Origin of the sequence: Klebsiella huaxiensis, from assembly GCF_003261575.2 — a bacterium.
Taxonomy (GTDB): domain Bacteria; phylum Pseudomonadota; class Gammaproteobacteria; order Enterobacterales; family Enterobacteriaceae; genus Klebsiella; species Klebsiella huaxiensis.
Map to the genome: position 1 here is coordinate 536,991 of NZ_CP036175.1, position 12,302 is coordinate 549,292.

Annotated in this window: 21 protein-coding genes; 20 read left to right on the forward strand and 1 reads right to left on the reverse strand. The window is 50.0% G+C overall.

The window, feature by feature from the left end:
- The first annotated feature begins 57 nt into the window (after window positions 1–57).
- The 4 genes from fusA (at window position 58) to bfr (ending at window position 4,346) form a co-directional block, all read left to right on the forward strand.
- Window positions 58–2,172 carry an elongation factor G gene (gene fusA, locus DA718_RS02485; protein WP_112214736.1) on the forward strand — a complete coding sequence of 705 codons (2,115 nt, stop codon included), beginning with the start codon at window positions 58–60 and terminating at the stop codon, window positions 2,170–2,172.
- Window positions 2,173–2,242: 70 nt separating this feature from the next.
- A complete protein-coding gene (gene tuf / locus DA718_RS02490) occupies window positions 2,243–3,427 on the forward strand; it encodes an elongation factor Tu (protein WP_004097636.1) in 1,185 nt (394 codons plus the stop codon).
- Window positions 3,428–3,601: 174 nt separating this feature from the next.
- Window positions 3,602–3,796, forward strand: coding sequence for a bacterioferritin-associated ferredoxin (bfd, locus tag DA718_RS02495; RefSeq protein ID WP_110275013.1), 195 nt, complete (start codon window positions 3,602–3,604; stop codon window positions 3,794–3,796).
- Between the two features lie 73 nt (window positions 3,797–3,869).
- Window positions 3,870–4,346: a bacterioferritin gene (gene bfr / locus DA718_RS02500; RefSeq protein WP_110275015.1), complete on the forward strand. Its 477-nt coding sequence runs from the start codon at window positions 3,870–3,872 to the stop codon at window positions 4,344–4,346.
- Here the strand turns inward: bfr and DA718_RS02505 are convergent.
- A complete protein-coding gene (locus DA718_RS02505; protein WP_112217268.1) occupies window positions 4,330–4,806 on the reverse strand; it encodes a prepilin peptidase in 477 nt (158 codons plus the stop codon). The two genes, bfr and DA718_RS02505, sit on opposite strands and share 17 nt — an antisense overlap.
- A gap of 377 nt (window positions 4,807–5,183) precedes the next feature.
- On the opposite strand from DA718_RS02505, the gene rpsJ reads away from it, so the two are divergent.
- From rpsJ to rpsH, 16 genes are all read left to right on the forward strand, one after another.
- A complete protein-coding gene (gene rpsJ / locus DA718_RS02510; RefSeq protein WP_001181005.1) occupies window positions 5,184–5,495 on the forward strand; it encodes a 30S ribosomal protein S10 in 312 nt (103 codons plus the stop codon).
- Window positions 5,496–5,527: 32 nt separating this feature from the next.
- Window positions 5,528–6,157, forward strand: a complete 630-nt coding sequence (gene rplC, locus DA718_RS02515) for a 50S ribosomal protein L3 (RefSeq protein ID WP_052284882.1) — start codon at window positions 5,528–5,530, stop codon at window positions 6,155–6,157.
- A 10-nt stretch (window positions 6,158–6,167) separates the two neighbouring features.
- Window positions 6,168–6,773 (forward strand): 50S ribosomal protein L4, encoded by a 606-nt coding sequence (rplD, locus tag DA718_RS02520; protein ID WP_015960716.1) that lies wholly within the window; start codon window positions 6,168–6,170, stop codon window positions 6,771–6,773.
- Window positions 6,770–7,072 (forward strand): 50S ribosomal protein L23, encoded by a 303-nt coding sequence (gene rplW, locus DA718_RS02525; RefSeq protein ID WP_004868363.1) that lies wholly within the window; start codon window positions 6,770–6,772, stop codon window positions 7,070–7,072. The genes rplD and rplW overlap by 4 nt, the downstream gene beginning before the upstream one ends.
- 17 nt (window positions 7,073–7,089) lie before the next feature.
- A complete protein-coding gene (gene rplB / locus DA718_RS02530; RefSeq protein WP_000301869.1) occupies window positions 7,090–7,911 on the forward strand; it encodes a 50S ribosomal protein L2 in 822 nt (273 codons plus the stop codon).
- 16 nt (window positions 7,912–7,927) lie between these two features.
- On the forward strand, window positions 7,928–8,206 hold the full coding sequence (rpsS, locus tag DA718_RS02535) for a 30S ribosomal protein S19 (RefSeq protein WP_001138115.1): 279 nt from the start codon (window positions 7,928–7,930) through the stop codon (window positions 8,204–8,206).
- A 14-nt stretch (window positions 8,207–8,220) separates the two neighbouring features.
- Window positions 8,221–8,553, forward strand: a complete 333-nt coding sequence (rplV, locus tag DA718_RS02540; RefSeq protein ID WP_000448832.1) for a 50S ribosomal protein L22 — start codon at window positions 8,221–8,223, stop codon at window positions 8,551–8,553.
- Between the two features lie 17 nt (window positions 8,554–8,570).
- Window positions 8,571–9,269: a 30S ribosomal protein S3 gene (rpsC, locus tag DA718_RS02545; protein WP_002919766.1), complete on the forward strand. Its 699-nt coding sequence runs from the start codon at window positions 8,571–8,573 to the stop codon at window positions 9,267–9,269.
- A gap of 12 nt (window positions 9,270–9,281) precedes the next feature.
- Window positions 9,282–9,692, forward strand: a complete 411-nt coding sequence (gene rplP / locus DA718_RS02550; protein WP_002919759.1) for a 50S ribosomal protein L16 — start codon at window positions 9,282–9,284, stop codon at window positions 9,690–9,692.
- Complete coding sequence (gene rpmC, locus DA718_RS02555; protein WP_002919754.1) at window positions 9,692–9,883, forward strand: 50S ribosomal protein L29; 192 nt, start codon at window positions 9,692–9,694, stop codon at window positions 9,881–9,883. Before rplP ends, rpmC begins: the two co-directional genes overlap by 1 nt.
- On the forward strand, window positions 9,883–10,137 hold the full coding sequence (gene rpsQ, locus DA718_RS02560; RefSeq protein WP_110275019.1) for a 30S ribosomal protein S17: 255 nt from the start codon (window positions 9,883–9,885) through the stop codon (window positions 10,135–10,137). The genes rpmC and rpsQ overlap by 1 nt, the downstream gene beginning before the upstream one ends.
- Before the next feature lie 161 nt (window positions 10,138–10,298).
- The gene (rplN, locus tag DA718_RS02565; RefSeq protein WP_000613954.1) at window positions 10,299–10,670 is read left to right on the forward strand and encodes a 50S ribosomal protein L14; all 372 of its coding nucleotides are present in this window, start codon (window positions 10,299–10,301) and stop codon (window positions 10,668–10,670) included.
- Window positions 10,671–10,680: 10 nt separating this feature from the next.
- Window positions 10,681–10,995, forward strand: a complete 315-nt coding sequence (gene rplX, locus DA718_RS02570) for a 50S ribosomal protein L24 (RefSeq protein WP_110275021.1) — start codon at window positions 10,681–10,683, stop codon at window positions 10,993–10,995.
- 14 nt (window positions 10,996–11,009) lie between these two features.
- On the forward strand, window positions 11,010–11,549 hold the full coding sequence (gene rplE / locus DA718_RS02575; RefSeq protein WP_003031123.1) for a 50S ribosomal protein L5: 540 nt from the start codon (window positions 11,010–11,012) through the stop codon (window positions 11,547–11,549).
- Between the two features lie 14 nt (window positions 11,550–11,563).
- Window positions 11,564–11,869 carry a 30S ribosomal protein S14 gene (gene rpsN, locus DA718_RS02580; protein WP_002919667.1) on the forward strand — a complete coding sequence of 102 codons (306 nt, stop codon included), beginning with the start codon at window positions 11,564–11,566 and terminating at the stop codon, window positions 11,867–11,869.
- Window positions 11,870–11,902: 33 nt separating this feature from the next.
- Window positions 11,903–12,295 carry a 30S ribosomal protein S8 gene (gene rpsH / locus DA718_RS02585; RefSeq protein WP_004106343.1) on the forward strand — a complete coding sequence of 131 codons (393 nt, stop codon included), beginning with the start codon at window positions 11,903–11,905 and terminating at the stop codon, window positions 12,293–12,295.
- The last annotated feature ends 7 nt before the right edge of the window (window positions 12,296–12,302 follow it).

Here is a 12,302-nt window from a genome sequence, read left to right on the forward strand (position 1 = left end):
AAGTCGCCCGTTTTGGATAACTTAACTGAACGCCTAAAGAAATAAACGAGGAATCAAATGGCTCGTACAACACCCATCGCACGCTACCGTAACATCGGTATCAGTGCGCACATCGACGCCGGTAAAACTACTACTACCGAACGTATTCTGTTCTACACCGGTGTAAACCACAAAATCGGTGAAGTTCATGACGGCGCTGCCACCATGGACTGGATGGAACAGGAGCAGGAGCGTGGTATTACTATCACCTCCGCAGCGACTACTGCATTCTGGTCAGGTATGGCTAAGCAGTATGAACCGCATCGCGTAAACATCATCGACACCCCGGGGCACGTTGACTTCACCATCGAAGTAGAACGTTCCATGCGTGTGCTTGATGGTGCAGTAATGGTTTACTGCGCAGTTGGTGGTGTTCAGCCTCAGTCTGAAACCGTATGGCGTCAGGCAAACAAATATAAAGTTCCGCGCATTGCGTTCGTTAACAAAATGGACCGTATGGGTGCGAACTTCCTGAAAGTTGTTGGTCAGATCAAAACCCGTCTGGGCGCGAACCCTGTTCCGCTGCAGCTGGCGATTGGCGCTGAAGAAGCGTTCACCGGTGTTGTTGACCTGGTGAAAATGAAAGCCATCAACTGGAACGAAGAAGACGCAGGTGTAACCTTCACTTACGAAGATATCCCGGCAGACATGCAGGACCTGGCCGAAGAATGGCACCAGAACCTGATCGAGTCCGCTGCTGAAGCTTCTGAAGAGCTGATGGAGAAATACCTGGGTGGTGAAGAACTGACTGAAGAAGAGATTAAAACTGCTCTCCGTCAGCGCGTTCTGAACAACGAAATCATCCTGGTAACCTGTGGTTCTGCGTTCAAGAACAAAGGTGTTCAGGCGATGCTGGATGCGGTAATTGATTACCTGCCATCCCCGGTTGATGTACCTGCGATCAACGGCATCCTGGACGACGGTAAAGATACTCCTGCTGAACGTCACGCTAGCGATGATGAGCCGTTTGCTGCTCTGGCATTCAAAATCGCTACCGACCCGTTCGTGGGTAACCTGACCTTCTTCCGCGTGTACTCTGGTGTGGTTAACTCTGGTGATACCATCCTGAACTCCGTGAAAGCTGCACGTGAGCGTTTCGGTCGTATCGTACAGATGCACGCTAACAAACGTGAAGAGATCAAAGAAGTTCGCGCGGGCGATATCGCTGCTGCTATCGGTCTGAAAGACGTAACTACGGGTGACACTCTGTGCGATCCTAATGCGCCGATCATTCTGGAGCGTATGGAATTCCCTGAGCCGGTAATCTCTATCGCTGTTGAACCGAAAACCAAAGCTGACCAGGAAAAAATGGGTCTGGCTCTGGGCCGTCTGGCTAAAGAAGACCCGTCTTTCCGCGTATGGACTGACGAAGAATCTAACCAGACCATCATCGCCGGTATGGGTGAGCTGCACCTCGACATCATCGTTGACCGAATGAAGCGTGAATTCAACGTTGAAGCGAACGTCGGTAAACCTCAGGTTGCTTACCGCGAAGCGATTCGCGCTAAAGTTACCGATATCGAAGGTAAACACGCTAAACAGTCTGGTGGTCGCGGTCAGTACGGTCACGTCGTTATCGACATGTACCCACTGGAGCCGGGCTCTAACCCGAAAGGTTATGAGTTCATCAACGACATCAAAGGTGGTGTAATTCCTGGTGAATACATCCCGGCCGTTGATAAAGGCATCCAGGAGCAGCTGAAAGCAGGTCCTCTGGCTGGTTACCCGGTAGTTGACCTGGGCGTGCGTCTGCACTTCGGTTCTTACCACGACGTTGACTCCTCCGAACTGGCGTTTAAACTGGCCGCTTCTATTGCCTTTAAAGATGGCTTTAAGAAAGCGAAACCAGTTCTGCTTGAGCCGATCATGAAGGTTGAAGTAGAAACTCCGGAAGAGAATACTGGTGACGTTATCGGTGACCTTAGCCGTCGTCGCGGTATGCTGCGCGGTCAGGAATCCAACGTGACTGGCGTTGTGATCCACGCTGAAGTTCCGCTGTCTGAAATGTTCGGATATGCAACTCAGCTGCGTTCTCTGACCAAAGGTCGTGCTTCTTACTCTATGGAGTTCCTGAAGTATGATGATGCGCCGAACAACGTGGCTCAGGCCGTAATCGAAGCCCGTGGTAAATAAGCCGCAGGGTTAAAACCAAAGTCCCGTGCTCTCTCCAGAAGGGGGGAGCACTATAGTAAGGAATATAGCCGTGTCTAAAGAAAAATTTGAACGTACAAAACCGCACGTCAACGTCGGTACTATCGGCCACGTTGACCATGGTAAAACTACTCTGACCGCTGCAATCACTACCGTTCTGGCTAAAACCTACGGCGGTTCTGCTCGCGCATTCGACCAGATCGATAACGCGCCGGAAGAAAAAGCTCGTGGTATCACCATCAACACTTCTCACGTTGAATATGACACCCCGACTCGCCACTACGCGCACGTAGACTGCCCGGGCCACGCCGACTATGTTAAAAACATGATCACCGGTGCTGCGCAGATGGACGGCGCAATCCTGGTTGTTGCTGCGACTGACGGCCCGATGCCGCAGACCCGTGAGCACATCCTGCTGGGTCGTCAGGTAGGCGTTCCGTACATCATCGTGTTCCTGAACAAATGCGACATGGTTGATGACGAAGAGCTGCTGGAACTGGTTGAAATGGAAGTTCGTGAACTTCTGTCTCAGTACGATTTCCCGGGCGACGACACTCCGATCGTTCGCGGTTCCGCTCTGAAAGCGCTGGAAGGCGACGCAGACTGGGAAGCGAAAATCATCGAACTGGCTGGCTACCTGGATTCTTACATCCCGGAACCAGAGCGTGCGATTGACAAGCCGTTCCTGCTGCCGATCGAAGACGTATTCTCCATCTCCGGTCGTGGTACCGTTGTTACCGGTCGTGTAGAGCGCGGTATCATCAAAGTTGGCGAAGAAGTTGAAATCGTTGGTATCAAAGAGACTGCGAAGTCTACCTGTACTGGCGTTGAAATGTTCCGCAAACTGCTGGACGAAGGCCGTGCTGGTGAGAACGTTGGTGTTCTGCTGCGTGGTATCAAACGTGAAGAAATCGAACGTGGTCAGGTACTGGCTAAGCCGGGTTCAATCAAGCCGCACACCAAGTTCGAATCTGAAGTGTACATTCTGTCCAAAGACGAAGGCGGCCGTCATACTCCGTTCTTCAAAGGCTACCGTCCGCAGTTCTACTTCCGTACAACTGACGTGACTGGCACCATCGAACTGCCGGAAGGCGTAGAGATGGTAATGCCGGGCGACAACATCAAAATGGTTGTTACCCTGATCCACCCGATCGCAATGGACGACGGTCTGCGTTTCGCAATCCGTGAAGGCGGCCGTACCGTTGGCGCGGGCGTTGTTGCTAAAGTTCTGGGCTAATTATTAGTTCTGAATTAGAAAAGGGCGCTTAGGCGCCCTTTTTGCTGTCGACTATTTGAGTTAATGAGGGAAATTGTTTACAGAAATTAGTGCAGGCGTATATTTAATAAACAGGCTATTGTAATCATAACTATTCTCATTTACACTTTGCATATAAGTTGAACGGGAGTCTGTATGTACGTTTGTCTGTGTAATGGTGTAAATGATAAAAAAATTCGTCAGGCTGTGCGTCAATTCCACCCCCAGTCTTTTCAGCAACTAAGAAAATTTATTCCCGTTGGAAATCAATGCGGTAAGTGTATTCGCGCAGCTCGAGAAATTATGGAAGATGAATTAACCCGCATGCCTGAATATCAAGAGATTGCCTGAAGCCCCCCTGCTTTTTTTGACATCTCTATAGGTCGAACTACGCTTCAATAAGTGGAAGCGGAGGGACTATATAATGAAAGGTGATGTCAAAATCATAACTTATCTCAATAAATTATTGGGAAATGAGCTTGTCGCAATTAATCAATACTTTCTCCACGCGAGAATGTTTAAGAACTGGGGCCTGATGCGCCTCAACGATGTCGAATACCACGAATCCATTGATGAAATGAAACATGCCGATAAGTATATCGAGCGTATTTTGTTTCTCGAAGGAATCCCTAACCTGCAAGATCTTGGCAAACTGCGCATCGGTGAGGATGTTGAGGAGATGCTGCAATCTGATTTACGGTTGGAACTGGAAGGGGCTAAAGATTTGCGAGAAGCTATTGCCTATGCCGATAGTGTCTATGACTACGTCAGCCGCGATATGCTAATTGAGATCCTTACAGACGAAGAAAGCCACATTGATTGGTTGGAAACTGAGCTCGACTTAATCGGTAAAATTGGCCTACAGAATTATCTCCAGTCACAAATTAAGGTGGCGGACTAATAAGCGTCTGCCATCCACACCAAAGACCCGCTGCTGCCAGAAAAGGGCCAAAAGGCAGCGGGTTGTATAATACCTGCCTTTTTCTTCCCGCTATGATCTTCATCCCAAGGGTGACACATGCGAGTATGGTTGCAATGAGCACTAGTTGAGGTAATACGCCCCATCCATGCCAGGCCCCAAGAGCGGCCAGAAATTTAACGTCACCGTAACCGATGCCTTCATATCCGCGCAGTCCTCTGTATAACCAGTAGATAGTAGCAAAGGACACATAGCCAGCGATCGCCCCCCATACCGCGTTTGAAAGAGTACTTTCTGATAAATATAGATGATAAAGCAAACCAACCCAGAGTAGGGGGCAGGTAAATCGATCTGGAAGCAGACCATTTCGGTAGTCGCACCAACAGAGCATGAGTGATAACCCACAGTACAAAATAATAAATATCGAGGAAGTGACGAACATGGATGGTTCCTGTGATATGGCTGTAGTAGTGAGAGTGCTGAGAAGTCGTTCATGTAGCAAAGGCCAATAATGTGCAATGGAAGTAGCTATCAGATGTATTTGCCTGCATTTCACAGCGTTGCCGAACATGATGATCCCTGCTCTCAGAAGCCAGTGATGAATTACTAGACAATGCTTGCGTTGCGGCTGAATTTGCGTATAATGCGCGGGCCTGTCAAAGTTGACGGCCGGTTCGATATGAACCCTGATAGCGAAATTGGCTATCAAACAATGTTCCCAATTGGGGAACTATGTAAGAACGGTTACACTCTCCCATCAATCGTAATGGGTATGAGGAGTAACCATTTCGTCTATAAAATAATTGGAGCTCTGGTCTCATGCAGAACCAAAGAATCCGTATCCGCCTTAAAGCGTTTGATCATCGTCTGATCGATCAATCAACCGCGGAAATCGTCGAGACTGCTAAGCGCACTGGTGCGCAAGTCCGTGGTCCGATCCCGCTGCCGACCCGCAAAGAACGTTTCACCGTTCTGATCTCTCCGCACGTCAACAAAGACGCGCGCGATCAGTACGAGATTCGTACTCACAAGCGTCTGGTTGACATCGTTGAGCCAACTGAAAAAACCGTTGATGCTCTGATGCGTCTGGATCTGGCTGCCGGTGTAGACGTGCAGATCAGCCTGGGTTAATCAGGTCATCGAGCGATTGAGAGGTTGATACAATGATTGGTTTAGTCGGTAAAAAAGTGGGCATGACCCGCATCTTCACTGAAGATGGCGTATCTATCCCAGTAACCGTTATCGAAGTTGAAGCAAACCGCGTTACTCAGATCAAAGATCTGGCTAACGATGGCTATCGCGCTGTTCAGGTTACCACTGGTGCTAAAAAAGCTAACCGTGTAACCAAGCCGGAAGCTGGTCACTTTGCTAAAGCTGGCGTAGAAGCTGGCCGCGGCCTGTGGGAGTTCCGTCTGGCAGATGGTGAAGAATACACCGTGGGTCAGAACATTAGCGTTGAACTGTTTGCTGACGTTAAAAAAGTTGACGTAACCGGAACCTCTAAAGGTAAAGGTTTCGCTGGTACCGTTAAGCGCTGGAACTTCCGTACCCAGGACGCTACCCACGGTAACTCCTTGTCTCACCGCGTTCCGGGTTCTATCGGTCAGAACCAGACTCCGGGCAAAGTGTTCAAAGGCAAGAAAATGGCAGGTCAGCTGGGCAACGAACGCGTCACTGTTCAGAGCCTGGACGTAGTACGTGTTGACGCTGAGCGCAACCTGCTGCTGGTTAAAGGTGGAGTTCCGGGTGCAACCGGCTGCGACCTGATCGTTAAACCAGCTGTGAAGGCGTAAGGGGATAGCAATGGAATTAGTATTGAAAGACGCGCAGAGCGCGCTGACTGTTTCCGAAACTACCTTCGGTCGTGATTTCAACGAAGCGCTGGTTCACCAGGTTGTTGTTGCTTATGCAGCTGGTGCTCGTCAGGGTACTCGTGCTCAGAAGACTCGTGCTGAAGTAACTGGTTCAGGCAAAAAGCCGTGGCGCCAGAAAGGTACCGGCCGTGCGCGTTCAGGTTCTATCAAGAGCCCGATCTGGCGTTCAGGTGGCGTAACCTTCGCTGCACGTCCGCAGGACCACAGTCAAAAAGTTAACAAAAAGATGTACCGCGGCGCGCTGAAAAGCATTCTGTCCGAACTGGTACGTCAGGATCGTCTGATCGTTGTCGAGACGTTCTCTGTAGAAGCGCCTAAAACTAAGCTGCTGGCACAGAAACTGAAAGACATGGCTCTGGAAGATGTGCTGATCATCACCGGTGAGCTGGACGAAAACCTGTTCCTGGCTGCGCGCAACCTGCACAAGGTTGACGTACGCGATGCAACTGGTATTGACCCGGTTAGCCTGATCGCCTTCGACAAAGTCGTAATGACTGCTGATGCTGTTAAGCAAGTTGAGGAGATGCTGGCATGATTCGTGAAGAACGTTTACTGAAGGTGCTGCGTGCACCGCACGTTTCTGAAAAAGCGTCTGCTGCGATGGAAAAAACCAATACCATCGTTCTCAAAGTTGCTAAAGACGCGACTAAAGCAGAAATCAAAGCTGCTGTGCAGAAACTGTTTGAAGTCGAAGTCGAAGTCGTTAACACCCTGGTAGTTAAAGGGAAAGTTAAACGTCACGGACAGCGTATCGGTCGTCGTAGCGACTGGAAAAAAGCTTACGTCACCCTGAAGGAAGGCCAGAATCTGGACTTCGTTGGCGGCGCTGAGTAAGTCGGAGGAGTAATACAATGGCAGTTGTTAAATGTAAACCGACATCTCCGGGTCGTCGCCACGTCGTTAAAGTGGTCAACCCAGAGCTGCACAAGGGCAAACCTTTTGCTCCGCTGGTTGAAAAAAACAGCAAATCCGGTGGTCGTAACAACAATGGCCGTATCACCACTCGTCATATCGGTGGTGGTCACAAACAGGCCTACCGTATTGTTGACTTCAAACGCAACAAAGATGGTATCCCGGCAGTTGTTGAACGTCTTGAGTACGATCCGAACCGTTCCGCGAACATCGCGCTGGTTCTGTACAAAGACGGTGAACGCCGTTACATCCTGGCCCCTAAAGGCCTGAAAGCTGGCGACCAGATTCAGTCTGGCGTTGATGCTGCAATCAAAGCAGGTAACACCCTGCCGATGCGCAATATCCCGGTTGGTTCTACCGTTCATAACGTAGAAATGAAACCAGGTAAAGGCGGTCAGCTGGCACGTTCCGCTGGTACTTACGTTCAGATCGTTGCTCGCGATGGTGCTTATGTCACCCTGCGTCTGCGTTCTGGTGAAATGCGTAAAGTCGAAGCAGACTGCCGCGCTACTCTGGGCGAAGTTGGCAATGCTGAGCATATGCTGCGCGTTCTGGGTAAAGCAGGTGCTGCACGCTGGCGTGGTGTTCGTCCTACCGTTCGCGGTACTGCGATGAACCCAGTCGACCACCCACATGGTGGTGGTGAAGGTCGTAACTTTGGTAAGCACCCGGTAACTCCGTGGGGCGTTCAGACCAAAGGTAAGAAGACCCGCAGCAACAAGCGTACTGATAAATTCATCGTACGTCGCCGTAGCAAATAATTTTAGAGGATAAGCCATGCCACGTTCTCTCAAGAAAGGTCCTTTTATTGACCTGCACTTGCTGAAGAAGGTAGAGAAAGCGGTGGAAAGCGGAGACAAGAAGCCCCTGCGCACTTGGTCCCGTCGTTCAACGATCTTTCCTAACATGATCGGTTTGACCATCGCTGTCCATAATGGTCGTCAGCACGTTCCAGTTTTTGTTTCCGACGAAATGGTTGGTCACAAACTGGGTGAATTCGCACCGACTCGTACTTATCGCGGCCATGCTGCTGATAAAAAAGCGAAGAAAAAATAAGGTAGGAGGAAGAGATGGAAACTTTAGCTCAACATCGCCATGCTCGTTCTTCTGCTCAGAAGGTTCGCCTTGTTGCTGACCTGATTCGCGGTAAGAAAGTGTCGCAGGCCCTGGATATTCTGACCTACACCAATAAGAAAGCGGCTGTACTGGTCAAGAAGGTACTGGAATCTGCCATTGCTAACGCTGAACACAACGATGGCGCTGACATTGATGATCTGAAAGTTACGAAAATTTTCGTAGACGAAGGCCCGAGCATGAAGCGCATTATGCCGCGTGCTAAAGGTCGTGCAGATCGCATCCTGAAGCGCACCAGCCACATTACTGTGGTTGTGTCCGATCGCTGAGACTCTGGAGACTAGCAATGGGTCAGAAAGTACATCCTAATGGTATTCGCCTGGGTATTGTCAAACCATGGAACTCTACCTGGTTCGCGAACACCAAAGAATTCGCTGACAACCTGGACAGCGATTTTAAAGTACGTCAGTTCTTGACTAAAGAACTGGCTAAAGCGTCCGTATCTCGCATCGTTATCGAGCGTCCGGCTAAGAGCATTCGTGTAACTATTCACACTGCTCGCCCGGGTATCGTTATCGGTAAGAAAGGCGAAGACGTAGAAAAACTGCGCAAGGTCGTAGCGGATATCGCTGGCGTTCCTGCACAGATCAATATTGCCGAAGTTCGTAAGCCTGAACTGGACGCTAAATTGGTTGCTGACAGCATCACTTCTCAGCTGGAACGTCGCGTTATGTTCCGTCGTGCTATGAAGCGTGCTGTACAGAACGCAATGCGTCTTGGCGCTAAAGGTATTAAAGTTGAAGTTAGTGGCCGTCTGGGCGGCGCGGAAATCGCACGTACCGAATGGTACCGCGAAGGTCGCGTACCGCTGCACACTCTGCGTGCTGACATCGACTACAACACCTCTGAAGCGCACACCACTTACGGTGTAATCGGCGTTAAGGTATGGATCTTCAAAGGTGAGATCCTGGGTGGTATGGCTGCTGTTGAACAACCGGAACCGGCTGCTCAACCTAAAAAGCAGCAGCGTAAAGGCCGTAAATAAGGAGCGTCGCTGATGTTACAACCAAAGCGTACAAAATTCCGTAAAGTGCACAAAGGCCGCAACCGTGGTCTGGCGCAGGGTACGGATGTTAGCTTCGGCACTTTCGGTCTGAAAGCTGTTGGCCGTGGTCGTCTGACTGCACGTCAGATCGAAGCAGCACGTCGTGCTATGACCCGTGCAGTTAAGCGTCAAGGTAAGATCTGGATCCGTGTATTCCCGGACAAACCGATCACCGAGAAGCCGCTGGAAGTTCGTATGGGTAAAGGTAAAGGTAACGTGGAGTACTGGGTTGCCTTGATTCAGCCGGGTAAAGTCCTGTATGAAATGGACGGCGTACCGGAAGAGCTGGCCCGTGAAGCATTCGGCCTGGCAGCAGCGAAACTGCCGATCAAAACCACCTTTGTAACTAAGACGGTGATGTAATGAAAGCAAAAGAGCTGCGTGAAAAAAGCGTTGAAGAGCTGAACGCTGAGCTGCTGAACCTACTGCGTGAGCAGTTCAACCTGCGTATGCAGGCTGCAAGTGGCCAGCTGCAACAGACTCATCTGCTGAAGCAAGTGCGTCGTGATGTTGCACGTGTTAAGACTTTACTGACTCAGAAGGCGGGTGCGTAATGACCGATAAAATCCGTACTCTGCAAGGTCGTGTGGTTAGTGACAAAATGGAGAAATCCATTGTTGTTGCTATCGAACGTATGGTGAAACACCCGGTATACGGTAAATTCATCAAGCGTACGACCAAACTGCACGTACATGACGAAAACAACGAATGCGGTATCGGCGACAAAGTTGAAATCGCTGAGTGCCGTCCGCTGTCCAAGACTAAGTCCTGGACGCTGGTTCGCGTTGTAGAGAAAGCGGTTCTGTAATACAGTACGCATTCTCAACGAATAAACGGCTCAGCAATGAGCCGTTTATTTTTTCTACCCATATTTGAATTGCGGTGTTATAATGCCGCGCCCTCGATATGGGGCTTTTTAACGACCCTCTTTTGGGTCTCAGTAGTAGTTGACATTAGCGGAGCACTAAAATGATCCAAGAACAGACTATGCTGAACGTCGCCGACAACTCCGGTGCACGTCGCGTAATGTGTATCAAGGTTCTGGGTGGCTCGCACCGTCGCTACGCAGGCGTAGGCGACATCATCAAGATCACCATCAAGGAAGCGATTCCGCGTGGTAAGGTCAAGAAAGGTGATGTGCTGAAGGCGGTAGTGGTGCGCACCAAGAAGGGTGTTCGTCGCCCGGACGGTTCTGTCATTCGCTTCGATGGTAATGCATGCGTTATTTTAAACAATAACAGCGAGCAACCTATCGGTACGCGTATTTTTGGGCCGGTAACTCGTGAGCTTCGTAACGAGAAGTTCATGAAAATTATCTCTCTGGCACCAGAAGTACTCTAAGGAGCGAATCATGGCAGCGAAAATCCGTCGTGATGACGAAGTTATCGTGTTAACCGGTAAAGATAAAGGTAAACGCGGTAAAGTAAAAAATGTCCTGTCTTCCGGCAAGGTCATTGTTGAAGGTATCAACCTGGTTAAGAAACATCAGAAGCCGGTTCCGGCCCTGAACCAACCAGGCGGCATTGTAGAGAAAGAAGCAGCTATTCAGATCTCTAACCTTGCTATCTTCAACGCGGCAACCGGCAAGGCTGACCGTGTAGGCTTTAGATTTGAAGAGGGCAAAAAAGTCCGTTTCTTTAAATCTAATAGCGAAACTATCAAGTAATTTGGAGTAGTACGATGGCGAAACTGCATGATTACTACAAAGACGAAGTAGTCGCTAAACTCATGACTGAGTTTAACTACAATTCTGTCATGCAAGTCCCTCGGGTCGAGAAGATCACCCTGAACATGGGTGTTGGTGAAGCGATCGCTGACAAGAAACTGCTGGATAACGCAGCAGCTGATCTGACAGCAATCTCCGGTCAAAAACCGTTAATCACCAAAGCACGCAAATCAGTTGCAGGCTTCAAAATCCGTCAGGGCTATCCGATCGGCTGTAAAGTAACTCTGCGTGGCGAGCGCATGTGGGAGTTCTTTGAGCGCCTGATCACTATTGCTGTACCGCGTATCCGTGACTTCCGTGGCTTGTCCGCTAAGTCTTTCGACGGTCGTGGTAACTACAGCATGGGTGTCCGTGAGCAGATCATCTTCCCAGAAATCGACTACGATAAAGTCGACCGCGTTCGTGGTTTGGATATTACCATTACCACTACTGCGAAATCTGATGAAGAAGGCCGCGCTCTGCTGGCTGCCTTTGACTTCCCGTTCCGCAAGTAAGGTAGGGTTACTTAATGGCTAAGCAATCAATGAAAGCACGCGAAGTAAAGCGCGTGGCTTTAGCTGATAAATTCTTCGCTAAACGCGCTGAACTGAAAGCTATCATCTCTGATGTGAACGCAACCGACGAAGATCGTTGGAATGCGGTTCTCAAGCTGCAGACTCTGCCGCGTGATTCCAGCCCGTCTCGTCAGCGTAATCGCTGCCGTCAAACAGGTCGTCCGCATGGTTTCCTGCGGAAGTTCGGGTTGAGCCGTATTAAGGTCCGTGAAGCCGCCATGCGCGGTGAAATCCCGGGTCTGAAAAAGGCTAGCTGGTAATTGTCACCAATTGAATCACGGGAGTAAAGACAGATGAGCATGCAAGATCCGATCGCGGATATGCTGACCCGTATCCGTAACGGTCAGGCCGCGAATAAAGCTGCGGTCACCATGCCTTCCTCCAAGCTGAAAGTGGCAATTGCCAACGTGCTGAAGGAAGAAGGCTTTATTGAAGATTTTAAAGTTGAAGGCGACATCAAGCCGGAACTGGAACTGACTCTTAAGTATTTCCAGGGTAAAGCTGTTGTAGAAAGCATTCAGCGTGTCAGCCGCCCAGGTCTGCGCATCTATAAACGTAAAGATGAGCTGCCGAAAGTTATGGCGGGTCTGGGTATCGCGGTTATTTCTACCTCTAAAGGTGTTATGACTGATCGTGCAGCGCGCCAGGCTGGTCTTGGTGGCGAAATTATCTGCTACGTAGCCTAATCGGAGG

Bases quoted from the DNA above. Each gene is read 5' to 3' on its own strand.
- bfd (WP_110275013.1), top strand. From the start codon at position 3,602: ATGTACGTTTGTCTGTGTAATGGTGTAAATGATAAAAAAATTCGTCAG.
- bfr (WP_110275015.1), top strand. From the start codon at position 3,870: ATGAAAGGTGATGTCAAAATCATAACTTATCTCAATAAATTATTGGGA.
- rpsQ (WP_110275019.1), top strand. From the start codon at position 9,883: ATGACCGATAAAATCCGTACTCTGCAAGGTCGTGTGGTTAGTGACAAA.
- DA718_RS02505 (WP_112217268.1), bottom strand. From the start codon at position 4,806: ATGTTCGTCACTTCCTCGATATTTATTATTTTGTACTGTGGGTTATCA.
- rplV (WP_000448832.1), top strand. From the start codon at position 8,221: ATGGAAACTTTAGCTCAACATCGCCATGCTCGTTCTTCTGCTCAGAAG.
- rplD (WP_015960716.1), top strand. From the start codon at position 6,168: ATGGAATTAGTATTGAAAGACGCGCAGAGCGCGCTGACTGTTTCCGAA.
- rpsC (WP_002919766.1), top strand. From the start codon at position 8,571: ATGGGTCAGAAAGTACATCCTAATGGTATTCGCCTGGGTATTGTCAAA.
- rpsS (WP_001138115.1), top strand. From the start codon at position 7,928: ATGCCACGTTCTCTCAAGAAAGGTCCTTTTATTGACCTGCACTTGCTG.
- rpsH (WP_004106343.1), top strand. From the start codon at position 11,903: ATGAGCATGCAAGATCCGATCGCGGATATGCTGACCCGTATCCGTAAC.
- rplW (WP_004868363.1), top strand. From the start codon at position 6,770: ATGATTCGTGAAGAACGTTTACTGAAGGTGCTGCGTGCACCGCACGTT.
- fusA (WP_112214736.1), top strand. From the start codon at position 58: ATGGCTCGTACAACACCCATCGCACGCTACCGTAACATCGGTATCAGT.
- rplC (WP_052284882.1), top strand. From the start codon at position 5,528: ATGATTGGTTTAGTCGGTAAAAAAGTGGGCATGACCCGCATCTTCACT.
- rpsJ (WP_001181005.1), top strand. From the start codon at position 5,184: ATGCAGAACCAAAGAATCCGTATCCGCCTTAAAGCGTTTGATCATCGT.
- rplB (WP_000301869.1), top strand. From the start codon at position 7,090: ATGGCAGTTGTTAAATGTAAACCGACATCTCCGGGTCGTCGCCACGTC.
- rplX (WP_110275021.1), top strand. From the start codon at position 10,681: ATGGCAGCGAAAATCCGTCGTGATGACGAAGTTATCGTGTTAACCGGT.
- rpsN (WP_002919667.1), top strand. From the start codon at position 11,564: ATGGCTAAGCAATCAATGAAAGCACGCGAAGTAAAGCGCGTGGCTTTA.
- rplE (WP_003031123.1), top strand. From the start codon at position 11,010: ATGGCGAAACTGCATGATTACTACAAAGACGAAGTAGTCGCTAAACTC.
- rpmC (WP_002919754.1), top strand. From the start codon at position 9,692: ATGAAAGCAAAAGAGCTGCGTGAAAAAAGCGTTGAAGAGCTGAACGCT.
- rplN (WP_000613954.1), top strand. From the start codon at position 10,299: ATGATCCAAGAACAGACTATGCTGAACGTCGCCGACAACTCCGGTGCA.
- rplP (WP_002919759.1), top strand. From the start codon at position 9,282: ATGTTACAACCAAAGCGTACAAAATTCCGTAAAGTGCACAAAGGCCGC.